We start from the raw sequence: 25,270 nt of genomic DNA on the forward strand, positions 1-25,270 counted from the left end.
GGACACTTGCCGCTAAAAAGCGTGCGGCCAGCTAGAGGCCAAATGCGCCTGCCATCCGTAGGCTCGCGGGTACTTAATGGCGCGAAGAGAACGCATTTCCGGCCGCGTCACGGAAGAGAGTTTTGTAGGCCGTCGAGGCGCTCCGTAACGCGGACATCCGCTCGACTTTTTCGTTCCGATGGCACGCTGCTTCCACTGTTCTTTTCAACGTCGGCGAGCACGCCTGACGATCTTGGATGAACTGTTGGAGTGCGATGCTATCGACCATCCGCGCCCATACGTCGACAACCGGCTCGTCCTCGTTTCGCACCGTTGGGTCACAGTCTGCATCGAGCATCGCGGCGCAGATTGCGATAAGGCAACGACGCATTGAGGGGCTGGCAAGCGCGAGCGGCATTTCACAGGAAGGCTCGTTGGGGCAAACGTTATCGAGCGTGAGCACAGGCGCCGCAAACCGATGTAGGAGTCTATCACGCAGTCTCCAGCGCCTGTGGGCCCTTGCGAACAGTAGACAGATTCTGGCGGATTCTTCGAGCAGCTGACCGGCTGAAGTGTCGTTGAAGCGAAATTGATCTGGGACCTTTCCCCTAAGCGCACCCCTCAGCGCGGCTTCAAAGGCTACGATATTGATCCAGATGGGCTGCGCTGCTGGCTCAAGCTCGAGCGCCCTGGGGTGCGCCCGTTCGAGGCCCCGACGGCAGCGAATACAGCACAATCTTGGCGGCCCCTGCGATGACCGCTTAATCGCCCAATGACTACTCCCGCAAGACACGCATCGATCGACGAGTGGCCAGTGGTGCCGGAAACAGAAGCCCCACGCAGCCATGGCCCAGTCCGCACGGATATAGGCGGGGCGGCCAGCGGCATAGTCCTCGGCAAGGCAACGACTGCACCAGCTCAACCGGAGGGTAAGAGCGGGCGCGAAATCTCGGCTAGGATCATCGGATGGAACGTGGTGCCAGGCTACAAAATCCGGGGTGATCCTCGGATACCGATAGCAAAGACCGAGTTCGGCGACACTGTTTTCCGTGAAGCCCTCGCTTGCGGCAAGCTCAGCGATCATCGATTTTTTTGGGTTTACATCGGGATGCCGCCAATGGCCTGCGCGATTTCGATAGGCGCGCAGCAAAGGCTCACCCGGAGCCCGCTGATCGCGCACGCGCGCCAGCCATGAACTGAGAAGTTCATCCGCGAATGGCTCCACGAAACTCATACGGTCGCCCGGCCGATTGTCCTTCGCTTGCCTGCCGACGTAAACATGGAGACGAGAGGAAGCGTCACGTCGTTGGCCTCGAAGCTTGCGGCATCAAGCATCTCGCGGCCATCGCGGATAGCCGTGACAGCGGCTGCCTCGATGAGCCGGAATATTCGGCCCGTCACACCCTGGGTGAGGGCCAGCACGCGTTGCCGCGCTTCGACGGTGTCGAGCATCGATGGGCGTCTCAGGGGCAGCAGGCCCGAGAAGCTCGCAAGCAGCTGGCGCAGGGCATGATCGTTGCGCCATGGCATCAATTCGAACGCCCCAAACCGGTCGGCAAGGTTCGGATCCATCAGGACCGCCATCCGCGCGTCCTCGGTCCCTGCGCAAACAATTGGAATTTTCAGATCGTTGGTCAAAAAGCGGATAGTATTGAGGAACACCCGCTGCTGGCGAGGAGTGCCGGCGAGCATCTTGTCGATTTCATCCAGGACGAGCACCTTGGTTTCGACTTCGGCAAGCAGTTGCCTGGCTTCCGCTCGCATCGATCGCACGGACAGTCGGCTAAGGTCGACGCAATTTAGCGCGGTCAGCACCTCGGTGTAAAATTGCTCCTCACTCGGCTCTGGCGGTATCTGCGCGAGCAACACCGGCATCTTGCTGAGCCCGGTCCTGATATCGAACTGAGGAGCGTGAAGTTTCGAGAAGCGGCTGACAATTTCGGTCTTGCCCATCCCGGTGGCGCCAAACAGTAACAGGCAGGGCATTCGCCCTCGCGGCGGATAGATTACCAGGTCTTCAAGGTGGCGGAGCGCGGCCTCAGCCTGTGGCAACGATATCCAGCGGTCGCGGCGTAGCCAGTCGATCCGGGCCTCATCGGTCAATTCGGCATACTCGCGATAAGCCGGGAAGATATGGCTGTAGAGCACGTTCATGACTGCTCCTCGATCGCGAGTGGTACAACCGGCCCGTCGAGATTTGGCGGTGTCAGCTGCGCGTTGGCCTCTTGGTGCTGGACAAAGGCCGCAGGCGGTTCGTCGCGGATGAGCGCATCGACGATGCGTTGGGTTGATCGTCGAGCTCCGCGCGTCTTCTCTACGGCCCTTAGCACAATCCTGCGCTGCGTGCTCACCATCTCGAAAAGCATCTGCTCATCGACGGCGGTTCGCCCGCGCTCTCGAAGCGCTCTCAGGGCTTGGTCGTGCTCGAACTTGGTAATTGCAGGACGCCGCTTATCGCGAAGAGGAACTGTGACATGCTCGCCGCCGGGCAGTTCGAGATAGACGGCCGAGAGGTTGAGCGGATTGTATTTGATCGGGAATTTATGAACGCTGTTCGCGACCAGCGTGGCCAAAGCGCCATGCCAGTAGAAAACGTGGAAGAGTTTGATGCCCTCGCGCCGGACCCGGCGCATCTCGAACGGGAGGAAGTCGAGCAGAAAACGTTCTTCATCGGCCGGCAGGCGCAGGGCTGCAACACGCTTACCTTGATCGTCCTGCCACGCTGTCATCGGGGGGACGCCAAGTGAGCTGTGAATGGTGCGATGATAGATTCCCACCTGGAGGGCGAACCATCGCTCGAATTCCTTGAGGGTCATGCAGGCTTTGCCCTCAGCGTCGTAGTCTCCCTTGTCCTGGATGTTGGAGAACGTAGTACCCGGAAGAAGGTGAACTTCGCCGATGGCGGTGCCGATCATGCGCTCGATGTGCCCGCCAAAGTGCGGAGTGCGCGGTGGACGGTAGTGAAGCTCGATCCCAAATTGCTGGCAGCCCCGAGTCAGCGCGCGTGAGTGAAATTCCGAGGCATTGTCGAGATGGAGGATGTCTGGCAGGCCGAAGACAGGCCATGCGAAGGTGAGCTCTCGATCGGCCAGCCAATCATTCTTGGGCAGTACTGCATGACGGATCGCCATGCCGACCGAAATCGCGGAAGGTCGTTCCAGTGAAATGTAGAAGCCGGGTATCACCCGCGTCGCTACGTCGATCTGCAGGGTCAGCGTTGGCCGCCCGACCGGTCTCCTGAGATACTCATCGACGATGATGATATCGACCAGCGTGTGGTCCATCTGTACGACCTGAAGAGGGTACTGCGCCTCGTATGAGCTGACGACGGGTCGGAAGCGGTCTGCTGCGGCTTTGGTCCCATCACGGGCGCCTGTCAGGCGTGTCCGTTCCACGGCGTTGACCCGCAGGACAACAGTTTGCCGTGCTGGAGGTCGCAGATTCTGCTCCAGGCACGAAAAGCGAATTTGACGGACCAGTTGTGCGATGGTGGGCTTTGGACGGCTGAGATAAAATTGCTCTATTTTGGCATCGATCAGGCGTTCCACCTCGCAAGGGAGGCGAGAGCGCCCTTTGGGAAATCCATCGTGCTGGTCGACCAACGAACTGGTCACTGGGTTTTCCCGGTATCTCGCGAGCAGTTCGTAAATTCGGGACCGGTTGAGGCTCAGCTTCAGGCCGGCCTCAGCAATCGCTTTGCGTCCGAGCCGGGGCTCTGCCGTAAGCGCACGAATGATAGGCTCGCGCTCACAAGCTTTGCGCCATTCTGTATGATCAACCGTCGTGAGGGCAGTGCCTGTTTCGGCCATGACCTATCCCCGATTTTCGCCAGGGACTCGTGTTGCCGGGTCCGGTCGTTTTGTAGCAGAATCGCGCTGTCAGGTCGAACGTCCGGAGGTATTCTTGTACATGATCCACGCAACTCGGCCGTTTTCTCGTCCGCCCGTATTCTTTAAGTGACAAGGTGGGCTACAAGCGCGGCTGAGGAGCGAGGCGCGTCGTGAGCACCGAAACCGCCCGGGAAGGGCCAGAAATCCCCGTAGCGCCGCCTGAGGCTGTCCTGCCGGCGGTCAGGGCGCCGGCCGACCTTGCGCGGACGATCGTGCAGATGCGCGCCGGCGAGCGCATCACCGTCAACGAGGGCCTGATCGCCGCCTATCAGGCCGCTTCATCGCCCCATAGCATCCGTGCGCTCAAGTCCGACGTCGAGGCGTTCGATGCGTGGTGTAGGCGCAACAACCGGATTGCACTGCCGGCCACGCCCGAGATCGTCGCCGACTATCTCGACGCGCGGGCAGGGCAGGGGGCCAAGCCCGCCTCGCTTGGCCGCTACAAGGCGTCGATCGCCAAGATCCATCAGCTGCTTGATCTCAAGGATCCCACCCAGGCTGATCTCGTGAAGCTGCGGCTACGCGCGATCCGGCGCGAGAAGGGCACCGCGCAGGCTCAGGCGCGTCCCTTGCGCTTCAAGGGGCCAGTGCGAGACGTGGAGCGCGACAGTCCTCGCGGACTGAATGTGCGAGCTTTGCTGGAGGCGTGCGCGGGCGATCTGCCAGGCCTGCGGGACCGAGCCCTGTTGTCGGTGGCCTATGACACGGGGCTCCGTGCATCGGAGCTCGTCGCAATCAGCATCAATGACATTCTCGAGGCGCTTGATCCCGAAGCGCGCCTCCTCGCCATCGCGCGAAGCAAAGGCGATCAGGAGGGCGAGGGAGCCACAGCCTATTTGTCGCCCCGCTCTGTGCGGGCTGTCGCGGCGTGGAGAGAGGCCGCTGGGATCGACGCGGGGCCGTTGTTCCGGCGGGTGCAGGTACGGCGCTACAAAGCGCGGGCGGCTGTGAAGGGTCGTTCGATCGACAGCATCTCGGGCCGTGAGACTTGGGATCTGCGCAAGACGCTGTCCAAGCCCGCTGTGAAGGCGCGGGTCGAGTATGACATCGGCGCCGCGGCGCTCCATCCGGGATCGATCGGCCCGATCTGGCGGGCAATCATTCAGCGTGCGTTCGATCGCGGCGCGCTGCCCGATTTGACGGCGGACGATCTGGCGCGGTTGCTGAAGGGGATCAGTGCGCACTCGACGCGGATCGGGCTCAATCAGGACCTGTTCGCCAGCGGGGAGGATTTGGCCGGCATCATGGACGCGCTGCGGTGGAAGTCGCCGCGGATGCCGCTCGCTTATAATCGCAATCTCGCGGCAGAGCAGGGGGCGGCGGGGCGCCTTATGGCGAAGATTGGCTAGTCATGACGGCCTAAATAGGTCTTTGGATGATGCCGTGCGACCACACGACGGCGGCAGGTAGATCGAGGGATTTGCGCAGCGGCAAGAACCGGAGAAGGGAGGCTGAGCCCCCGGGGTCTTGAGCTACAACGTTAAGCCTAAGAAACGGGCAGGGGCCTGGTAGCGCGTAGTGTATGAGCGAAGCCACCATCGCTCAAACTCATCAGCACAGTCCAATTTCGAAGAGGAAACAAGAAAGTGGTTCCGGAAACGGTATGGATCTTATCCTGTGTAAACGCTCGCGCTAAATGGCGGCGTTCTGATCGCGCTATTTGTCAGTTGCCGGGTCCGATGACGAGGCAATCGCGCGCGGCCTGAACGATGTCAGCGGTGACCTCCTCGACGCGGTTGAGGGTCATGATCCGCCGCATCTGCGCGAACAGGCGCTCCATGAGCCGGAAGTTGCCGCGCGTGATGCGGATCACGGCTGCCTGCGCTTCGATCGCGTCGAGTTGGGCCGGGTCGAAGCTGATCCCGAAATCGCCGGCGTGGGTCGCGAGCAGCAGCCGCATTTCGGTCTCGGTAAGCGGTTTGAACTCGTGGACGAAGCCGATCCGCGAGTAGAGCTGGGCATAGCGGGCGAGGCGCTTCTCCAAGCCCGGCATACCCATCAGGATCAGCCCGAAGCCGTGGCGATCGGCCATGTCGCGGAGATGTTCGAGCGACTTTATGGTCAGGCGGTCGGCCTCGTCGACGATGACGAGGGGGCAGGCGATGCGGGCGGCGTCATGGGTGATTTCGTCCTGCGAGCCGCCCGCGACCGTCAGCCGGGCATAGCCCAGCTTAATGAGGTTGAGGCCCAACACCGCGTCGATCGTCTTGGGCGTGTTGCTGACCGACACGGTGTAGAAGACGGCGCGGCAGCGAGCGACCTTTTCGCCAAGGAGCGCGGCAATGGGACGGAGCGCGGCATATTCCCCCAGGTCGGGGAAGCTGGAAAACTCGCGCGCCGATCGCGTCTTTCCGACGCCCGGCCGGCCATGACACACGCCGATATAGCGGTAGTGCGCGCAGGCTTCGGCAAACTCGACGAACCGGGCATGTTCGCGGGTCGCCAGGAACGGCTGCTCGACCAGGAACTCAATCGTCAGCGGCGTAGAGCCGGAGCCCTCGGTAGGTGGTGGGCCGGAAAGCCGTATCCTCTTGGTCGCCATCGAAGGTCTCCGTGGGGGCAGGCACCTGCTTGTCGCGCTCCTTCGCGCCGCGCCGGGCGCGCTGGATCGCGCGCAACGACGGGTGCCCAGCGTGCTCGGAGCTGAGCGCACGGCAGACGAACCGGCCCTGGTGGTAGACGTGGATCTCGGTCAGGTCGCGGGGGTCATAGACCGCCTCGACCTGCTCGCCGACGAAGGCCGCGAGCGTGGGTTCGACATAGCGCCTGCCCATCAGACGGATGCCGTCGCGCAGCACTTTACGGGGCTTGGGCACGTGCACGAGCAGCATGTCGAGCTGTTCAAGGCTGTCGGGCATTGCGGGCAGGAACCCGCCCTTCTGCCAGCGCGTGATCGGCGGTTCGCCGGTGCTGCCATGCGGGCGACGATGATAGACGCCGCACACGAACGCCTCGAAGCGGGCGCGCAGCTCGTCGAGCGTGAGCACTGGCGCCGACAGCGGCTTGCCCGCGATCAGGTGGCCGGGCAGGTCGGGCAGGAACATGTCGTTGATGGTGCGGAACAGCCGCTCGATCTTGCCGCGCCCGCCAGGACGCCCCGGCAGCGAATGGATGAGGCGGATTTTGAGGGCGATGCACGCCTGCTCGATATGCTCGGAGATGAAATCCGAGCCGTTGTCGACGTAAAGCTGTTCGGGAATGCCGCTGACGATCCATTCGGGATTGGGCTTGCGCCAGATCGCCTGCCGCAAGGCGAGCGCCGTGTTGAGGGCACTGGGGGCATCGAGGCTGAGGAAGTAACCGGCGATGGCTCGGCTGTGATCGTCAACGATGACGGTCAGCCAAGGACGCACCGGGGTTCCGGCATCATCGAGCACGAGAATGTCGAGAACGGTATGATCGGCCTGCCACATCTCGTTCGAGGTCGCGGCTTCGCGCCGATGCACTAGCTCGTGCTGGTCGCGGTAGACGGCCGGATCGGAGGCTGCGGCGATCTGGCTTGCCGGTATCGCCCTGACGACACGCGCGACGGCCGCATAGCTGGGGGTTCGGTGTCCATGCGCGATGGCGAGTTCCTGCACCTTTCGGTGAATGGCGGCGACCGGGGGTCGCGGGCGCTTGGTGGCGAGAGTGCGGGTCAGTTCGACCAGATGTTCCGGCAGGTGCAGCCTGCCCCGATCGTTGCGCGGCAGACGCGCGAGACCGGCAAGTCCTTCGGCACGGTAGCGCCCGAGCCAGCGCTGCAACGTCCGCTCGCTCAGCGTGCCGGTGCGGGCGAGGTCCGCGAGCGGGATGCCATCGGCGAGGTGCGGTTCAAGGACGCGGTAGCGCTCGATCGCCAGCGGCGGGACAAGCGCCGGATGCGTCACCGCCGACGGTCCGTGTCGCAGGTAAGGAAAACGGAGATTTGCCTGCCCATCGCCATGCGAGTCCGCTCGCGTTGCCAAACCGGCCTGTTCGACGTAAATCTACCCGGTAAAGAAAACTAGGGCAACATAGACCTGCCGATGACGACTTTCTTCCCAAACCGCGCCCGATCGGGGCGCCACCGGCCCTACGCATGAAAATCGGTTACGCCCGCGTATCGACCGCCGAGCAGAACCTGGACCTCCAGCGTGATGCGCTGAAGGCTGCCGGCTGCGAGAAGGTCATCACCGACAAGGCCTCCGGGGCGACTGCCGCTCGCCCTGGATTGGAAAAGGTGAAGGAGCTGCTTCGCGCCGGCGACACACTGGTGGTCTGGCGCCTCGACAGGCTCGGCCGCTCGCTCCGTGATCTGATCGGATGGATGACCTACCTCGACGAGGAAAAGGTCGGGCTGCTGAGCCTGCACGAGGCGATCGACACGACCACCACGTCGGGCAAGCTTACCTTCCACCTGTTCGGGGCATTGGCGGAGTTCGAGCGCAACCTGATCCGCGAGCGGACCCAGGCCGGTCTCACCGCAGCCCGCGCTCGCGGCAAGAAGGGTGGCCGGCCGGCCGCACTCGGCAAGGAAAAGCGCGACCTGCCCGTCAGGCTCTACCACGAGAACACGATGCCGATCGCCAAGATTTGCTCGATGCTCGGCATCTCCAAGCCAAAACTCTACGCCTATGTGCGATCGGCCGAGACCAAGCCGGTAGCCGCGTAGCGACGCTCGCCGACAAATAGCGCGATCAGAATGCCGCCACTTAGCGCGAGCGTTTACACCGTTCGCGGTCCCGATCGGCCCAGCGTCCCCCGGAACCGTTCGTTATCGGGAAGGCATCTAAGCGGTCTGCACCATCCTTCATCTAAAGTTCTCCAAGCGCTTCTGAGGATTTTCGGGCGCACCAAAAGCACTTGCTCCTCCAGTGGCTGGAGCATGTAACCGCAATTTGCTCTCCTGCGGACGGGGGGCTGGAGGTGGCTTTTTGACGGCCCGTGTTGAAGCAATCGGTATGTCTCGACGCTCATTAGTGGCGCGGCTGGTGGCCTGTGGAACCGGCTTGGTGCTCGGTTCTCCAACGCTCGCGCGACAGACTTCCCGGTCTGCGGGCTCGTGGAACTTCGGTGCGGCTCACCTCGAATGGGAGCCGCTGGAAGTCGGCACGGGTGATACCCTCCTTGTTTCGGCACAAGTGCGCGGAGTGCCGGTGCGGGCGGTGCTCGACAGTGGCAGCGGCGCGTCGATCATGAGCACGGCGCTCGCGGCGAAGCTCGGCTTGAACGATGGTGAGCGGCGCATGATTAGCGGGCTGAGCGCCAAGGCCCCGGTGCTGCTGGTCCGCGACATCGACGTACAGCTCGCCCGCGAAACCCGTCGCTTACCCTTTGCCGTCGTTGGTGATCTGAGTTCAGTGTCGGCGGCCTTCGGACGACCGATCGATATCCTCCTCGGTGCCGATATGTTCACGGGTAGCTGCATCGCGCTCGATTTCGCGAAAAGGCGTATGGCGGTCGTCAAGTCAGGCACGTTTCTCGCCGGTCCCGACTGGCGCGCTGTCGCGCTCGGGCGCGGTGCCAAGCAGGAGCTGTTCATTCGAGCTTCCGTCTCGGGTTTGCCTCCCGTGCCCTTGATGATCGATCTTGGCAGCTCGGCCGCGCTGATGCTCTCGTCGGCCTATGCCCGCGATCAAGGGCTGTTGAACGGGAAGCTCGTCTCGACCGCGGCGATCGGCGGCGTCGATGGTGTGCGTATCAACGATGCTTTCACGATCCAGAACATCAACATCGAAGGGCTTGGCGTCTCGAACGTCCCCACACTCGGGATGAGAGCTTGGCTCTCCACCAGCACGGTTGGCAATGTCGGCCTACCGCTGATCGCTCAATTCGACGTGGTGTTCGACGTGACCGCCGGATTCGTGTGGCTCCGGCCACTCGGTCCTCGTCGTCGCCTGCCGATGCTGAAGGACCGTAGCGGCCTTGGCCTCGCAGCCTCACCAACGGCGCTCACCGTTGTTCATGTGGCGGCGAACAGTCCCGCGGAAAAGGCTGGCTGGGCGGTCGGCGACCGGATCGTGGCGGTGAACGGCCATTCGATCGATGCGAACTATACGCGTGGGGAGCTCTGGCAAGTGCGCTCCCGGCCTGCTGGCACCCTCGTAAAGCTGACGATGGCCTCGGGTGATGTGCGCGAGCTCAGGCTGGCCGATTATTATTGATCGGCTTGAGGGTGGCCTTTGCCGATCGCCTTCATGATCCGACAATCGGCCATGCGCGCCTTGGTGCAGCTCTGGCTGAGCATTGCCAACTCATCCCGCAACACCGCGAGTTGCGCCAGTCTCTCCTCCACATCCTTGAGGTGCTGAGCAGCGATAGCTGAGGCGGCACCACAATCCTGGTCCGGGTTCTGCGCCAGCCCCATCAACGAACGGATCTCGTCGACGGAGAAGCCAAGCCGGCGACCGTTGCGGATGAAGTGCAAACGCTCAATGTCACTGGCATCGTAGGTTCTGCGACCCGACGCCGTGCGAGGGGCGGATCGGAGCAACCCGATCGACTCATAAAAGCGGATCGTCGTCACCTTCGTCGAGGTCTCGCTGGCGAGCTGCCCAATCATCACCGGCTTCATCATGCCATCCTTGCTTATGCGAACGTGTCGCACATTTCGCTTGCTTCTACAGCGACTGGAGGTGGTAAGGAAGGCCGCATGAATGCTTCTACCGAAAGCTGCGGGTGCCACGGGGAGCCCGCGCGCGCGCAAACCGATCCGGCCTATCGCCGTGCGCTGCTGACCGTCGTGGTGCTCAACCTCGGCTTCGGAGTCGCCGAGCTGTTCGGCGGGTTCATCGCCGATAGCCAAGCGCTGAAAGCGGATTCCCTCGATTTTCTCGGGGACGGGTCGATCAGCCTTATCGGTCTTCTCGCGCTTGCCTCGTCCGCACGGGCGAGGGCAAAGGTCGCGCTGACGCAGGGGTTGTTTCTCGGTGCGCTTGGCGTGGGCGTAATCGGTTTCGCGATTTGGCGCGCCCTGAACGCAACCGCGCCCGATGCCGAACTGATGGGCACAATCGGCGTTGTCGCGCTCGCGATCAATGTCGTGTCCGCCTTGGTGCTTGCGCGTTTCCGGGAATGGGACGCCAATGTTCGCGCGATCTGGCTGTTCAGCCGCAACGACGCGCTCGCCAACGTGGCGGTGATCGCCGCGGCCGGTCTGGTGGCGTGGACAGGAAGCGCCTGGCCGGACCTCGCCGTCGCCGGCCTCATCGCCCTCCTGTTCCTCCACTCCGCTTATGAAATCGTCACTGGCGCTCGGCGCGAATTGGGAGAGCGGTAGTGCGTCTGCTCGCGTTGATCCGGGCAATGCTCTCGTTGCGGCTGCTCTCCGCGCTCGCGGCGCTGCTGATCCCTGCTGCGGCAATCGCCGAACCCGGCGACGTGCAAACCGCATGGCGGCTGCTCGACTATATGGCCGTCGATTATGGCGGCGCGGTCGCCAACGGTCGGATCAAGAGCACGTCGGAATATGCCGAGATGACGGAGTTCGCCGCGTCGGTCTCGACACGGTTTCAGGGCCTGCCGGCGAAGCCGGAGCGTCAAGCCCTCATCCAGCGGGCTGCCAACCTCCAGGCGGTGATCGCGGAAAAGGGACCGACTGAACAGGTGGCAACATTGGCGCACGGGCTCGCGGCCGATCTGTTGCGCGCCTACCCGGTGCCGCTCGCGCCCGATAAGGCTCCGAACCTCGTCTCCAGCGATGCCCTGTTCCGACAATCCTGCGCGTCCTGCCACGGGATGACGGGCAACGGCCGTGGCCCTGACGCCGCCAAGCTCGCTACGCCCCCGATTGCTTTCACCGATGCCGAGCGCGCGCGCCAGCGCAGCGTGTTCGCGCTCTATCAGGTGGTGACGCAAGGCATCGACGGGACCGCGATGCAGAGCTTCGCCGATCTGCCCAACGATCAGCGCTGGGCGTTAGCATTCCGAGCCGGGAGCTTCGCCTTCACGGATGCGCAGGCGCGCGAAGGCGAGCGGCTTTGGAAATCCGACCCGACCCTTCGCCGGCGCATTCCGGACCTGAAAACCCTGGTCGCGCTCACCCCGGCCGCGCTCGGCGCGGCGATCGGCGACGCCAAGGCTGACCCAGTGCTCGCGTTCCTGCGTCGTCATCCCGAACAGGTGATACAACAGGCTCCCGGCTCGCTCGCGGTCGCCCGCGCCAAACTCGCCGAAAGCGTGGCGGCTGCGCGGCGCGGCGATGCGCGCATGGCGAAAGAGCTGGCGCTGTCGGCCTATCTCGATGGGTTCGAGCCGATCGAGCCAACACTCACCGCGCGCGACGCGACGCTGATGGGTCGAATCGAGGGCGCGATGGGGGAGTTCCGCGCCTCGATCGACCGGGGCGCGTCGCCCGATGATCTCGCGGAGAAGGTCGCAGTACTGGGCGGCCTTTTCGACGATGCGGAAGCGGCGCTCGCGCCTGATGCCGCCACCGAAGCGTCCACGTTCCTGGGCGCGTTCACGATCCTGCTGCGTGAAGGGCTCGAAGCCCTGCTCATCGTTGTCGCCATGATCGCGTTCCTGCGTAAAGCCGAGCGCGGCGAGGCGCTGCGGTACGTGCATGGCGGCTGGGTCAGCGCGATCATCGCGGGCGGGATCACCTGGGCGGTCGCCACCTATGCGATCGGGATCAGCGGTGCGAGCCGGGAGCTGACGGAAGGGTTTGGCTCGCTGTTCGCCGCGGTCGTGCTGCTCTCGGTCGGGATTTGGATGCACGGCAAGGCGCAGGCCGATCAGTGGCAGCGCTATATTCGCGAGAAGATGTCGCGGGCGCTCTCGGGCGGGTCGGGCTGGTTCCTGTTCGGGCTGGCGTTCGTCGTAGTTTATCGCGAGGTCTTCGAGACGATCCTGTTCTATGCCGCGCTTTCGGCGCAAGGTGACAACGGGATGCTTCTCGCGGGGGCCGGGTCGGCGATTGGACTGCTCAGCCTGATCGCTTGGGCCATGCTTCGCTACAGTCGCAAGCTGCCGATCGCGCAGTTCTTCCGCTATAGCTCCTGGCTCATGGCGGTCCTGACCGTCGTGCTGGCGGGTAAAGGCGTCGCCGCGCTCCAGGAAGCCGGCCTTATCAACATCGCACCGCTCGCGGACGTGCCACGGCTGTCGATGCTCGGCGTGTTTCCCACTTGGCAATCGGTGCTGGCGCAACTCCTGATGGCGGTCGCCATTGCGGTCGGGTTCGCCTGGAACGGGCGCGACCGATCCCGCTCGGGTTCCGGCTCAGTGACCCTTGGTTCGAATTAGTGCAATGACATGAAAACCCTTCCGTGATAGAGGCAAGCTAGTGCGAGCCTTTTTGCCTTTCCTGACATGCCTGATGCTGGTCCTGACCAGCTTCTCCGGCATGGCCCATGCCGCCGATCTGGCGGGGGGAAGCATCGCGGGCGTTGAGTTCACGGTCCATACCGCCGGTGACATCGATCAGGTGCCATCGGACTCGGACAAGAATGTCCCGCATCATCACAATTATTGTCACGGACACGACGTCGGCGCGCCTGCGCGCACGACGATGGAATATACCCCCGTCCTCACAGTGCTCAAGCCGACAATCTCCGCCTCTGCGTCGCTCGACGGCCGCACCGGCATGGTCCATTTGAGGCCCCCCCAAGCCTGACGTCCGATTTGGGCGTGCGTTGGCGCGCCCCTGTCGATCATCGTCAGGAGTCCTATTTTCATGAATCGTATCCTCGCGGCCATGCTGGCCGCAGCGTCTTGCGCCACGATGGCGCAGGCGCAGGTCGGACCGTCCGCGCCTGTTGCGCAGGATGCGCCGGTCTACACGCTTGACCAAGCGGTCAGTGCAGCGGGCGGTTCGGCCCCTGCTGCGGAAGCGGCGACAGCTGGAATCGACGCGGCCCGTGCAGGTCGCACAGTCGCCGGCTTGCGGCCCAATCCGGTGGTTCAAGGCCAAGTCGAGAATGTCATCGGCTCCGGGCCGTATCGGGGGGTCCGCAGCGCGGAAACCACGGTCGGCTTTGCGATCCCGATCGAGCTAGGCGGCAAGCGCGGCGCCCGCGTCGCGGTCGCCAATGCGCAATTGTCCCGGGCCGAGATCCAGGCCGCGATCATCGCGGCGGATGTCCGGCTTCAGGTAACGCAGCTCTATGTCGAAGCGGTCGCGGCCGATCGCCGGGTAATGACAGCCCGCGATCAGGCCCGGATCGCCAGCGATGCGCTGCGGGCCGCGAGCGTTCGCGTGCAGGCAGGGCGGGCATCGCCACTCGAGCAACAGCGCGCGGATGTCGCGCGTATCAATGCCGACGCCAATGTGGAGCGGCAGCTTCGCTTGGCCGAGGCGGCCCGCGCCAATCTGGCGCGTCGGATCGGACGGCCGATCGACGGCCTGCTCGATGACACGCTGCTCGATCGCCTTCCCGGTGTGAACGTCTATGGGCCGTTGGCACCGGTCAACACGACCGGCACACTCGCGCTGGCGGCAGCCAACGCGGATTTCTCCATTGCCGAAGCCGGCGTGCGGCTCGCGCGCGCCAATCGCGTGCCTGACCTGAACGTCGGGCCGTCGATCCGCCGCCTGGAAGCGACCAACGACATGGCGGCGGTGTTCAGCGTGTCGATCCCGATCCCGGTGTTCAACAATGGTCGCGCCGCGATTGCGCAGGCGACCGCGCAGCGGACCCAGGCGGATGCGCAGCGCCGCGTGACCGCGCTCGACATCGAACAGGCGATCACGGACGCGCAGGCGCAGGCGGCCAATGCCGCAACGACGGCTCGTGCGGCGTCGGGGCCGGCGCTGGCGGCTGCACAGGAGGCCGCCCGCATCGCGCGGATCGGCTATCGCGAGGGCAAGTTCGGCCAGCTCGAATTGCTCGATGCTGAACGCACGCTCGCCGAAACGCGGGTCGCCGCGATCGACGCGCTTGCCAATTACCAGAATGCCCGCGCGCAAGTGGAGCGACTGACCGCTCGTGCGCCCAATGGGGGGAATCAGTGATGAAGAGCTTTTATCTCGCGGGCGCGGCGTCGCTCGCCCTGCTCTTGGCTGCCTGCGGCGGCAAGGATGGCGGAAACGAGGCAACTGCCGAAGGCGCAGCTGCCAATGAGACGGCAGCGGGCACGGAAAAGGGCGGTGCTGAAGGCGGTCATGCCGGTGAAGGCGTCGTCACATTGGGTGCCGACCAGATCGCCACAGCGGGCGTCCAGGTCGGACGGCCGATCATCGGCGGGGCCGGGACGATCGAGCTGCCCGCGATCATCGAGGGCGACCCACAGGGAACGCAGGTCGTCTCGGCCGCAATTGCGGGACGCGTGGTCGCGCTCACCCGTAACCTCGGCCAATCGGTCGAACGCGGCCAGACCATTGCGGTCATCGAAAGCCGCGAGGCGGCGCAGATCAAGGGCGAGGTCGAGGCGGCGCGGGCGCGGCTTCAGCTCGCTAATTCGAACCTCGCGCGCGAACAGCGGCTGTTCGCGCAGAGAGTCTCCCCTGAACAGGATCTGATCGCCGCCCGCACAGCGGCGACGGAGGCGCGGATCGCCCTGACGCAGGCGCAGAGCATGGTTTCGGCGGCGGGTGTCGGCGGCGGCGGGCTCAACCGGCTCGGCATTGCCGCGCCGATCTCGGGCCAGATCATTGCGCGCCCCGTGACGCTGGGACAAACGGTCGCGGCGGATGCCGAACTCTATCGCATCGCCAACCTGAGCCAGGTGTCGATCGCGCTTAATCTCAAGCCCGAGGATGCGGGCCGGGTGCGTCCCGGCAATACGGTGCTGGTGAAGGCGGCAGGCCGTCAGGCGACCGCCCGCGTGACCTTCGTGTCGCCGGCGCTTGATCCGCAGACGCGGCTCGTGCCTGCGCTCGCCACCCTCGACAATCGCGGTGGCGAATGGCGGGTCGGCGAGCCTGTGACGGCAGCCGTGCAGCTCACGGGCAGCGGCGGGAGCGGGGCGGTCCGCGTGCCGACGACGGCGGTCCAGAGTTTCGAGGGCAAGTCGGTCGTGTTCGTGCGCACGCCCACCGGCTTCAAGGCGACCCCGGTCCAGCTCGGCGATGCGTCGGGCGACACGGTGATCGTCCGGTCGGGCCTGACCGGCAACGAACAGATCGCCACCACCGGAAGTTTCACGCTCAAGGCCGAGATCGGCAAGGGCGAAGCGAGCCACGAGGATTAAGCCATGATCGCCCGTATCGTAACCTGGGCGGTCGAGAAGCGCTGGCTAGTCCTGCTCCTCACCGTCATCGTCGCCGCCATCGGCGCCTTTTCCCTCTACCGGCTACCGATCGACGCGGTGCCGGACATCACCAACAATCAGGTCCAGATCAACGTCCGCGCGCCTGCCCTCTCGCCCGAGCTGGTCGAGAAGCAGGTGTCGTTTCCAATCGAAACCGCGCTCGCCGGCACCCCCGGCCTGGAATATACGCGCTCGTTGAGCCGCAACGGCTTCGCGCAGATCACGGCGGTCTTTTCGGACGCGACGGACATCTATTTCGCCCGCCAGCAGGTGGGCGAGCGTCTGCGGGGCGTGCAAGAGAATCTGCCCGACGGCGTGAACCCTGAAATGGGTCCGATCGCGACAGGCCTGGGCGAGGTGTACATGTACACCGTTCGTCTCGATCATCGCGAGGACGACAAGCACAAGCCCGGTGAACCGGGCCAACAGCCCGATGGCAGCTACATCACGCCAGAGGGCGAGCGACTGACGACCGAAGAGGACAAGGCGACCTACCTGCGCACCGCGCAGGACTGGATCGTGACGCCGCTTCTGAAGACCACACCGGGCCTCGCCGGTGTCGACTCGATTGGCGGTTACGCCAAGCAGTTCCTCGTCGTGCCCGACGTGCAGAAGCTGGCCTCGCTCGGCATCACGCTGACGGACCTGGGAAATGCGCTGGAGCGCAATAACACCAGCGTCGGCGGTGGCTTCGTCAATCGCAATGGCGAAGGTCTGGCTGTTCGCTCGGATGCGCTCGTTCGCAATGCCAGCGAGTTGGCCAGGACCGTGATCGCGACACGTAACGGCGTGCCGATCACGGTCGAACAAGTTGCGACTGTGAAGACGGGTCAGGCGATCCGCATGGGTTCGGCATCGGAGAACGGTACCGAAGTCGTCGTCGGCACGGCGATCATGCGGATCGGCGAGAACAGCCGCATCGTGTCGACCGCGGTCGCTGAGAAACTGAAGACGATCAACGCTTCGCTGCCTCCTGACGTCGTAATTCAGCCGGTGCTGAACCGCACCGAGCTGGTCAATTCGACGATCAAGACGGTCGCGAAAAACCTGTCCGAAGGCGCGGTGCTGGTCATCGTCGTGCTCTTCCTGCTGCTCGGCAACTTCCGTGCGGCCCTGATCGCGGCGTTGGTCATCCCGATCACCATGATGCTGACAGGCTTTGGTATGCTGCGCGCTGGGGTCTCGGCCAATCTGATGAGCCTTGGGGCTTTGGACTTCGGTCTGATCGTCGACGGCGCCGTCATCATTGTCGAAAACGCGCTGCGCCGGCTTGCCGAGCAACAGCATCATGAAGGCCGATTGCTCAGCGTCAAGGAACGGCTCGCGACCGTGGCAGCCGCTGCGCGTGAGATGATCCGTCCCTCTGTGTACGGGCAGGCAATCATCATCCTCGTCTACGTACCGCTGCTCACGCTGACCGGCGTGGAGGGTAAAACGTTCGGACCGATGGCGCTGACCGTCATCATCGCGCTCGCCTTCGCCTTCATCCTCTCTCTCACCTTCGTGCCGGCGATGATTGCGATCTGGCTGTCGAAGAAGGTCGAGGAGAAGGACGGCCGCATCATCACGTGGCTGAAGAAGCGCTACGAACCCGGTCTCGACCGGGCCATGAAGCGCCCGGCGCTGACGATCGGTGCGGGTGTGGGAAGCCTTGTGGTGGCGGCGCTTGCTTTCACTACGCTCGGCTCGGTGTTCCTGCCGCAGCTCGACGAAGGCGATTTGCTGATCCAGTCGCTCCGCATTCCGGCAACGTCGGTCCAGCAGAGCCAGGCGATGCAGGTGCCGATCGAGCGGATGATGTCGAAGCAGCCGGAGGTGCAATTCGTCTATTCCAAGACGGGCACCGCCGAGCTGGCGGCCGACCCGATGCCGCCGAACGCGACCGACATGTTCGTCATCCTGAAGCCGCGCAAGGATTGGCCGGATCCTGAGCTTCCCAAGGAGGAGCTGGTCAGCCGGATCGAGGGTAATCTCGCGAAGATTCCGGGAAATGCCTACGAGATCACCCAGCCCATCCAGATGCGCTTCAACGAGCTGATCGCCGGCGTGCGCGGCGACATCGCGGTGAAGGTGTTCGGGGACGACTTCAACCAGATGAACCGGACGGCCGAGCAAATCGCGGCGGTGCTGCGCAGAACGCAAGGCGCAGCGGACGTGAAGGTGGAGCAGACGACCGGTCTTCCCATGCTCGACATTCGCGTCAACCGCGACGCGATGGCGCGGTTGGGCGTTACGGCTCAGGATGTGCAGGACACCGTGACTGCGACGATCGGCGGGCGAACATCGGGCCAGATCTTCGAGGGCGACCGTCGCTTCCCCGTGGTGATCCGCCTGTCGGAGGCGCAGCGTGCCGACATCGGCCTGCTCCAACAGGTGCAGGTGCCGGTGGCAGGCGGCGGCTATGTACCGCTGTCCAGCGTCGCCGAGATCAAGGTGGTCGATGGTCCGAACCAGATCAGCCGCGAGAACGGCAAGCGGCGCGTGGTGGTGCAAGCCAACGTGCGTGGCCGCGACGTCGGATCCGTCGTGGCGGATGCGCAGGCGGCGATCGGCAGCCAACTCCGGCTGCCTGCCGGCACCTATCTCGAATGGGGCGGCCAGTTCGAGAACCTCCAATCGGCAAGCGAACGGCTGAAGCTGGTCATTCCGGCTTGCTTCATCTTGATCCTGCTGCTCCTCTACGGGGCGTTGGGATCGGTCCGCGACGCCGCGATCGTGTTCACCGGCGTGCCTTTCGCGCTGGTGGGCGGCGTCCTGTTGCTGTTCCTGCGGGGCATGGACTTCTCGATCTCGGCGGCAGTGGGCTTCATCGCCCTCTCGGGCATCGCGGTCCTCAACGGCCTCGTCATGGTCAGCTCGATCCAAGATCTGATCCGATCAGGGATGAGCCGCGAGGAAGCCGCGCATGTTGGCGCGATGCAGCGTCTGCGACCCGTCATCATGACCGCGCTAGTCGCCAGCCTCGGCTTCGTGCCGATGGCGCTGGGCGAAGGCGCCGGCGCAGAGGTTCAAAAGCCTTTGGCGACGGTCGTCATCGGCGGTCTGATCTCGGCGACGCTTCTTACGCTGTTCGTGCTGCCGACACTCTATGCCCGGTTCGGGCAGAAAGTGATCGAGAAACCCGAGCACTACAATGAGGAGCATGAAGGGGACGACCACGGTCAGACCTTCGTGAACAACTTGGCCTGATGGATGGGCGGGGCGATCCGCGATCGCCCCGCCCATCTCTGGGAGATGGGGATATGCCTCGCACCATAACCAGCTCGATGCTTCACGGCGGGCCACTGCGCATCTGGTCGGCACTCACCGATCCGGATCATCGCCGGGCGTGGAGTCCGCTCGTATTTCTCGATGATCCGTCCCGGCTCGGCGACACAGAATGCACCTTTGCGATCCAGGGCATCACCCGGCCAATTCGGACGCCAGCACGGATTGATCGATTCGATAAACCGCACGCCTTCGCTTGGTCCTGCGGCATCCCCTATCTGTTCACGCTCGAAGAGCGGTACGAGCTGGCGGGGGACGATGGCGGCACCAGGCTAACGCATAGCTGCACGCTGCGCGGGGCGCTCTCCCTGCCGTTCGCGGCGATGATGTTGCGCCGCCTGCGATCCCTGATGGTCGAATCTGACGATCGCCTCGCAACCTATCTCCGCTGGCGGGTAGGTCAGCCTGCCCGGGCTATCAATCGTCAGCGCGTCCCCTTCCGCTACAGGAGGAAGGCGGGATGATGATGCACTGTAAGCGGGTGCTGCCCGCCGTCATCCTCGTTGTCGGACTCGCGGCGTGCTCGGAAAGAAAGCCGCCAGCCCCGCCAACGGAGCAGCAGTTCCATTCGTCCGACAGCGCCGTGGCGACCGGGGAAATGGGGCGGCATAGATATCGCTGTTCCGACGGGGAACCGCTGTTCGTCGATTACAAGGACAACGGCCTGCAGATCGATTTGCGGCGCTCCAACGGGGGACCGCCGATGATGCTGACCGCGCCAGCGCAGGGCCTGCAATATGTCGGCGAAACAGCCACCGCGACCTTCAAGGGGTCGCAGCTCACCATCGTGGAAGGCGATGGCCGTACCCGGATCTGCGAGCGGGAAGGCACGCGATGAACTGCCCTGCCTTCGAACGCCACAGGGCGCTTCGTCGGAAGAGACCGATGTCTGACACGTCGATTTCAAATGTGACAACCTTGTGCGGCCTGAATCGGGCCGGTCTGGCGATCGCGCGCCTCGGCGTCGTTCTCGTCTCCGGGGCGGTTATAGGGGCGTGTAATCCAGCGCCGACCCAGCCTACCGAGCCGGCGCATGAAAAGCATCTGACGTCGAAACTAATCGCGCAGCGCATCATGTACTGCGACGACGGCACACGCGCCGATGTCGACTTCATCGATGACGGCTTGAAAATGGCCGTCACCTGGCTGCCGAAGGGCAGGACCGAGATCCTGCGCGCACAGCGAACCGGTGACGAGTTTCGCGGCGACCATTCGCGGGCTGTCGTGGCGGGCGGATCGATCGCGTTCACGCGACGCGGGAAGATCCGCGTCTGCCACCGAACCCCGGAGGAGTCCTAGGAAATGCAGGCACTGCTCTATACGCTTGCGCCTGTGCTGGCGGTCGTGCTCGGCGCGATTGTCGCGAGCCGCACCAAGTTGAAACCTGGCCTCGTGGCGGGCCTACAGCATCTCGCTGCCGGCGTCGTGTTCGCGGCGGCAGCGACCGAAATCCTGCCGCAGGTCAAGCATGAGGCATCGCCCAGCGCGACGTTGATCGGCGGGGCGGCGGGCGTCGCGACCATGCTGGGGCTCAAGGCTCTTGAGGCCCGCTTCAAGGGGCCGATGGCGCTACTCGCCGCGATCGGCATCGACATTCTGGTCGACGGCCTGGTGCTCGGCCTCGCTTTCGTGGCGGGCGAGAAGGCAGGTCTCCTGCTGACGATCGCGCTCACTCTGGAAGTGTTATTTCTGGGACTGACGCTGACCGACGAGCTGGCGGAAACCTATCGCTCGCGCTTGCGCATCATCGTGATCGTCTCGGCATTGGCCCTGCTGCTGCCGATCGGCGCGCTCGCTGCCGTGCCGGTCGCCGCGCTGTCGCCGGTGATGATCGCCGGCTTCCTCAGCTTCGGGCTGATGGCGCTGCTCTACCTCGTCACGGAGGAGTTGCTGGTCGAGGCGCACGAGAAACCCGACACCCCGCTCATCAGCTCGATGTTTTTCGTCGGCTTCCTGGCCCTGCTGACACTTGAGGAGATGATGGGATGATCCCGGGCAACGACAACAATGGCGGGCAGGAGCGCCGCACACTGTGGATCGTCCTGCTGCTGAACGCGGCGATCGCTGCGGGCTTCTTCGTTTCCGGCTTCTTCGCGGACTCGAGCGCGCTGATCGCCAACGGCGTCGACAACCTGTCCGATACGGCTGTGTATGCGCTGAGCCTTGTGGCGCTCACCCGGGGCCAGACATGGAAGACACGCGCCGCGGTCGCTTCGGGCGTCATGCTGCTGATCTTCGCGGGCGGCATCTTGATCGATGTCGGACGGCGCTACGTGCAGGGCAGCGAGCCCATCGGACCTACCATGATGGTCATGTCCGCGATCGCCGGCGTCGTGAATTACCTCTGCCTGCGGCTGCTCCAGCGCCTCAAGGATCCGGACGTCAATCTCCGGGCCGCAACCACCTTCAGCTTCAACGACTTCATTTCCAACGGCGGCATCCTGATCGCCGGCGTGCTGGTGCTGTGGTTGGGTACCAATTGGCCGGACCTGCTGGTCGGCTTCGCCACCGCCATCATCGCCATCAAGGGCGGTGTCGAAATCCTGCGCGACGCGCGCGCCGAAACCAAGAAAAGCGAAAGGAGGTCGTCATGAACGACAAGCTCGAACTCGACATTCCAGTGTTGTTGCCGGACCTTCCTGACGCGGCCGATGCCTGCCTGGACCGTCTCGTATCAACCCTGTCAAAGCGCGAAGGTGTCGAGCGGGCGCATGTGATCTGTCTCGACGGCAACACGCCAGCGGCGCTGTGCATCCATTTCGATGCCGCCAAGCTGCCGCTGCCACGGTTGCGCGAAATGGTGCGCGCCGCAGGTGCCGAAATCACCGAGCGCTACGGCCATGCGATCTGGCAGGTGACGGGGATCAACCACGAACGTCGGGCGCGCACGGTCAGCGATGCGCTGTGCGCCTTGCCCGGCGTGGTCCAGGCAAGCGCCAGCACCAGCGGGTCTGTCCGGGTCGAATATGATCGCCGCGAAACCACCGAAGAGGAGGTGCGCGCTGCGCTTCGCAAGCTGAAGGTGAGGGTGGGCAAGCGGGTCGCTGCCGATGAACATGCCGGCCACGACCACGGCCCCGGGGGCCACGGCGCGGGCGAAGAGAAGCACGGCCCCGGCGATGGCCACGACCATAGCCACGCCGAATTTCTCGGCCCCAATACCGAGCTGATCTTCGCGCTCGCCTGTGGCGCGCTGCTGGGGATCGGCTACGCGATCGAGAGGCTGGTCGCTGGCGCGCCCGAATGGCTGCCGACCGCCTGCTATATCGCAGCCTATTTCTTCGGCGGATTCTTCACGCTGCGCGAGGCGATCGACAACCTCCGGATGAAGAAGTTCGAGATCGACACGCTGATGTTGGTCGCTGCGGCCGGCGCCGCTGCGCTGGGCGCATGGGCCGAAGGTGCGCTGCTGCTGTTCCTGTTCAGCCTCGGCCATGCGCTTGAGCATTATGCAATGGGCCGCGCCAAGAAGGCGATCGAGGCGCTGGCGAAGCTCGCGCCCGAAACCGCGACCGTGCGACGCGGCGGGCAGACCAGCGAAATCCCGGTCGAGCAGATGGTCGTCGGGGACATTGCCATCGTCCGCCCGAACGAGCGCCTGCCTGCCGACGGCTTCGTCATCAAGGGCACCAGCGCGATCAACCAGGCCCCGGTCACGGGTGAAAGCATCCCGGTCGACAAGGTGCCGGTCGCAGATGCCGCAGCGGCACGCGCCAAGCCCGATGCAGTCGACGCGGAAAGCCGGGTTTTTGCTGGTACGATCAACGGCGGCGGCGCGATCGAGATCGAGGTGACACGCCGTTCCAATGAAAGCGCGCTTGCCAAGGTCGTGAAGATGGTGAGCGAAGCGGAGACGCAGAAGTCGCCGACGCAGCGCTTCACCGACCGGTTCGAACGGATCTTCGTGCCCGCCGTCCTGGTCCTGTCAGTGCTCCTGCTGTTCGCATGGGTGGTCGTCGACGAGCCGTTCCGCGACAGCTTCTATCGCGCGATGGCGGTGCTGGTGGCGGCAAGCCCGTGCGCGCTCGCGATCGCAACGCCGAGCGCGGTCCTGTCGGGCGTTGCCCGTGCAGCGCGGGGCGGCGTGCTCGTGAAGGGCGGTGCACCGCTCGAAAACCTCGGGTCGCTCAAAGCGATCGCTTTCGACAAGACGGGCACGCTGACCGAAGGTCGTCCGCGCATCACTGATGTCGTGCCCGTCGATGGCGCCGATGAAGGCGAGTTGCTGGCGCTGGCTGTCGCCGTCGAAGCGTTGAGCGACCATCCCCTGGCCCAAGCGATCGTCAAGGACGGCCGCGAACGTCTGAACGATCGTGCCGTGCCGACTGCCGGCGACCTCAAGAGCCTGACCGGTCGGGGCGTCACCGCGAGCGTGGATGGCGAGACGGTGTGGATCGGCAAGGCCGAGATGTTCGGAAGTGAGGGCATTCCGGCGCTGGGGCAGGGCGCGCAGGACGCAATCGCGAAGCTGCGCGAGAACGGCCGCACGACAATGGTGGTCCGCAAGGGGGACCGCGACCTGGGCGCGATCGGCCTGATGGACACGCCTCGCGAAGCTGCCAAGACCGCGTTGCGTCGGCTGCACGAGATGGGCGTGTCGCGGATGATAATGATCTCCGGCGATCACCAGAAAGTCGCCGAAGCGATCGCCGACGAAGTCGGGATCGACGAAGCGTGGGGCGACCTCATGCCCGAAGACAAGGTTGCCGCGATCAAGAAGCTCGCCGGCGAAGACAAGGTCGCGATGGTGGGCGACGGCGTGAACGATGCGCCGGCGATGGCAAGCGCCACGGTCGGCATCGCGATGGGCGCGGCGGGGTCGGACGTTGCGCTGGAGACAGCCGACGTGGCGCTGATGGCCGACGATCTGGCGCACCTGCCATTCGCAGTCGGTCTTAGCCGCCATACCCGTGGAATCATCCGGCAGAACGTCTTCGTCAGCCTGGGTGTCGTCGCCTTCCTGGTGCCTGCTACCATCCTCGGCCTCGGCATTGGGCCAGCGGTGGCGGTTCATGAGGGATCGACGCTGCTCGTCGTCATCAATGCGCTCAGGCTGCTCGCCTACCGCGATCCGGCAGGGAAGGCGGCATGAAGTGGCTGATCGCCTTCGACCTCGACGGCACGCTTGCCGAGAGCAAGCGGCCGTTATCGGAGGATATGGCCGCAATCCTCGCCCGATTGCTCGCCATCACGGATGTGGCGGTGATCTCGGGCGGGGACTGGCCGCAGTTCGAAAAGCAGATCGCCTCGCGCCTTCCTGCCGGCGTCGCGCTCGACCGTCTCTGGTTGATGCCGACCACAGGCACGAAACTCTATCGGTTCATCAATGGCGCTTGGCGCGCGGTCTATGCCGAACTGTTCGACGACGCGGAGAAGGCGAAGATCCGCACGGCCTTCGATCAGGCGCTGACCGATGCCGGTCTCGCCGACGAACGTATCTGGGGCGAACGGATCGAGGACCGGGGCAGCCAGATCACCTTTTCGGGCCTGGGGCAGGCAGCGCCGCTGAAGGAAAAGGAAGCGTGGGATCCTGACCGAAAGAAGAGGACCGCGTTGCAGGCCACGTTGCGCGCGAAGCTGCCGGAGCTCTCGATCAATCTCGGTGGCACGACATCGATCGACGTGACCAGAGCAGGGATCGACAAGGGCTATGGCCTGAAGCGCCTGAGTGCCGAGAGCGGTGTCCCGCTCGACGGGATGCTGTTCATTGGGGATGCGATATTCCCCGGTGGGAATGACTATCCCGCTGCTGAAATCGGCCTCGACACAGTGAGGGTGCGCGACGTCGCGGAAACCACCGCCGTCGTGACCGCCATCATCGCGTGTCTGCACCGATAGGATCAAGATACATGGTCGGCTCCATCGCGGAATGCCGCATTGTCAAAGCTCTGGCTTCTGTCGTGAGAACGGCGGAGCAATATTCGGCCACGCTAGCGGCGGGATAGTCCCGCTGCGGGCGGCGTAAAAGTCGTCCACCTTGA

Annotated in this window: 22 protein-coding genes; 16 read left to right on the top strand and 6 right to left on the bottom strand. The window is 64.3% G+C overall.

Annotated elements, in window-relative coordinates; all coding sequences use genetic code 11:
* Nucleotides 1–73: 73 nt before the first annotated feature.
* The 3 genes from DM450_RS26560 to DM450_RS19215 are packed head-to-tail and all read right to left on the bottom strand — an operon-like array spanning nt 74 to nt 3,788.
* Nucleotides 74–1,213 carry a TniQ family protein gene (locus DM450_RS26560; RefSeq protein WP_080727012.1) on the bottom strand — a complete coding sequence of 380 codons (1,140 nt, stop codon included), beginning with the start codon at nt 1,211–1,213 and terminating at the stop codon, nt 74–76.
* On the bottom strand, nt 1,210–2,133 hold the full coding sequence (locus DM450_RS19210) for a TniB family NTP-binding protein (RefSeq protein ID WP_036526781.1): 924 nt from the start codon (nt 2,131–2,133) through the stop codon (nt 1,210–1,212). Before DM450_RS19210 ends, DM450_RS26560 begins: the two co-directional genes overlap by 4 nt.
* Complete coding sequence (locus DM450_RS19215; RefSeq protein ID WP_142638298.1) at nt 2,130–3,788, bottom strand: Mu transposase C-terminal domain-containing protein; 1,659 nt, start codon at nt 3,786–3,788, stop codon at nt 2,130–2,132. Before DM450_RS19215 ends, DM450_RS19210 begins: the two co-directional genes overlap by 4 nt.
* 191 nt (nt 3,789–3,979) lie before the next feature.
* On the opposite strand from DM450_RS19215, the gene DM450_RS19220 reads away from it, so the two are divergent.
* On the top strand, nt 3,980–5,218 hold the full coding sequence (locus tag DM450_RS19220) for a tyrosine-type recombinase/integrase (protein WP_039396757.1): 1,239 nt from the start codon (nt 3,980–3,982) through the stop codon (nt 5,216–5,218).
* A gap of 314 nt (nt 5,219–5,532) precedes the next feature.
* On the opposite strand, the gene DM450_RS19225 is transcribed toward DM450_RS19220, so the two are convergent.
* On the bottom strand, nt 5,533–6,411 hold the full coding sequence (locus tag DM450_RS19225; RefSeq protein WP_084592359.1) for an AAA family ATPase: 879 nt from the start codon (nt 6,409–6,411) through the stop codon (nt 5,533–5,535).
* Nucleotides 6,338–7,738: a Mu transposase C-terminal domain-containing protein gene (locus tag DM450_RS19230; protein WP_142638300.1), complete on the bottom strand. Its 1,401-nt coding sequence runs from the start codon at nt 7,736–7,738 to the stop codon at nt 6,338–6,340. Before DM450_RS19230 ends, DM450_RS19225 begins: the two co-directional genes overlap by 74 nt.
* Before the next feature lie 191 nt (nt 7,739–7,929).
* Here DM450_RS19230 and DM450_RS19235 point away from each other — a divergent pair, with 191 nt between their 5' ends.
* Together DM450_RS19235 and DM450_RS19240 are read left to right on the top strand one after the other, a co-directional pair.
* Complete coding sequence (locus DM450_RS19235; protein WP_021224432.1) at nt 7,930–8,502, top strand: recombinase family protein; 573 nt, start codon at nt 7,930–7,932, stop codon at nt 8,500–8,502.
* Nucleotides 8,503–8,791: 289 nt separating this feature from the next.
* On the top strand, nt 8,792–9,994 hold the full coding sequence (locus tag DM450_RS19240; protein WP_013039112.1) for an aspartyl protease family protein: 1,203 nt from the start codon (nt 8,792–8,794) through the stop codon (nt 9,992–9,994).
* Here the strand turns inward: DM450_RS19240 and DM450_RS19245 are convergent.
* A complete protein-coding gene (locus DM450_RS19245) occupies nt 9,988–10,407 on the bottom strand; it encodes a MerR family transcriptional regulator (protein WP_007406847.1) in 420 nt (139 codons plus the stop codon). The two genes, DM450_RS19240 and DM450_RS19245, sit on opposite strands and share 7 nt — an antisense overlap.
* Nucleotides 10,408–10,482: 75 nt before the next feature.
* Between DM450_RS19245 and DM450_RS19250 the strand changes: the two genes are divergently transcribed.
* From DM450_RS19250 to DM450_RS19310, 13 genes are all read left to right on the top strand, one after another.
* On the top strand, nt 10,483–11,109 hold the full coding sequence (locus DM450_RS19250) for a cation transporter (RefSeq protein WP_142638302.1): 627 nt from the start codon (nt 10,483–10,485) through the stop codon (nt 11,107–11,109).
* The gene (locus tag DM450_RS19255) at nt 11,109–13,076 is read left to right on the top strand and encodes a cytochrome c/FTR1 family iron permease (RefSeq protein WP_009824024.1); all 1,968 of its coding nucleotides are present in this window, start codon (nt 11,109–11,111) and stop codon (nt 13,074–13,076) included. The genes DM450_RS19250 and DM450_RS19255 overlap by 1 nt, the downstream gene beginning before the upstream one ends.
* Before the next feature lie 73 nt (nt 13,077–13,149).
* A complete protein-coding gene (locus tag DM450_RS19260; RefSeq protein WP_039396785.1) occupies nt 13,150–13,446 on the top strand; it encodes a hypothetical protein in 297 nt (98 codons plus the stop codon).
* Nucleotides 13,447–13,506: 60 nt separating this feature from the next.
* Nucleotides 13,507–14,784, top strand: coding sequence for a TolC family protein (locus DM450_RS19265; RefSeq protein ID WP_004212875.1), 1,278 nt, complete (start codon nt 13,507–13,509; stop codon nt 14,782–14,784).
* Complete coding sequence (locus tag DM450_RS19270; RefSeq protein WP_039396764.1) at nt 14,784–15,962, top strand: efflux RND transporter periplasmic adaptor subunit; 1,179 nt, start codon at nt 14,784–14,786, stop codon at nt 15,960–15,962. The genes DM450_RS19265 and DM450_RS19270 overlap by 1 nt, the downstream gene beginning before the upstream one ends.
* A 3-nt stretch (nt 15,963–15,965) precedes the next feature.
* Nucleotides 15,966–19,211, top strand: a complete 3,246-nt coding sequence (locus tag DM450_RS19275) for an efflux RND transporter permease subunit (protein WP_039396767.1) — start codon at nt 15,966–15,968, stop codon at nt 19,209–19,211.
* Between the two features lie 53 nt (nt 19,212–19,264).
* Entirely contained in the window at nt 19,265–19,753 is a 489-nt protein-coding gene (locus DM450_RS19280; RefSeq protein WP_039396771.1) for an SRPBCC domain-containing protein, read from the top strand.
* Complete coding sequence (locus DM450_RS19285; RefSeq protein WP_039396774.1) at nt 19,750–20,127, top strand: hypothetical protein; 378 nt, start codon at nt 19,750–19,752, stop codon at nt 20,125–20,127. The genes DM450_RS19280 and DM450_RS19285 overlap by 4 nt, the downstream gene beginning before the upstream one ends.
* A gap of 47 nt (nt 20,128–20,174) precedes the next feature.
* A complete protein-coding gene (locus tag DM450_RS19290; RefSeq protein WP_004212881.1) occupies nt 20,175–20,588 on the top strand; it encodes a hypothetical protein in 414 nt (137 codons plus the stop codon).
* Between the two features lie 3 nt (nt 20,589–20,591).
* Complete coding sequence (locus DM450_RS19295; protein ID WP_004212882.1) at nt 20,592–21,278, top strand: ZIP family metal transporter; 687 nt, start codon at nt 20,592–20,594, stop codon at nt 21,276–21,278.
* The gene (locus DM450_RS19300; RefSeq protein WP_004212885.1) at nt 21,275–21,883 is read left to right on the top strand and encodes a cation transporter; all 609 of its coding nucleotides are present in this window, start codon (nt 21,275–21,277) and stop codon (nt 21,881–21,883) included. The genes DM450_RS19295 and DM450_RS19300 overlap by 4 nt, the downstream gene beginning before the upstream one ends.
* On the top strand, nt 21,880–24,381 hold the full coding sequence (locus tag DM450_RS19305) for a heavy metal translocating P-type ATPase (RefSeq protein WP_004212886.1): 2,502 nt from the start codon (nt 21,880–21,882) through the stop codon (nt 24,379–24,381). The genes DM450_RS19300 and DM450_RS19305 overlap by 4 nt, the downstream gene beginning before the upstream one ends.
* Nucleotides 24,378–25,127, top strand: coding sequence for an HAD-IIB family hydrolase (locus tag DM450_RS19310; RefSeq protein WP_004212890.1), 750 nt, complete (start codon nt 24,378–24,380; stop codon nt 25,125–25,127). The genes DM450_RS19305 and DM450_RS19310 overlap by 4 nt, the downstream gene beginning before the upstream one ends.
* Nucleotides 25,128–25,270: the final 143 nt, after the last annotated feature.

The sequence above is a fragment of the Sphingomonas sp. IC081 genome (assembly GCF_006874585.1).
GTDB lineage: Bacteria > Pseudomonadota > Alphaproteobacteria > Sphingomonadales > Sphingomonadaceae > Novosphingobium.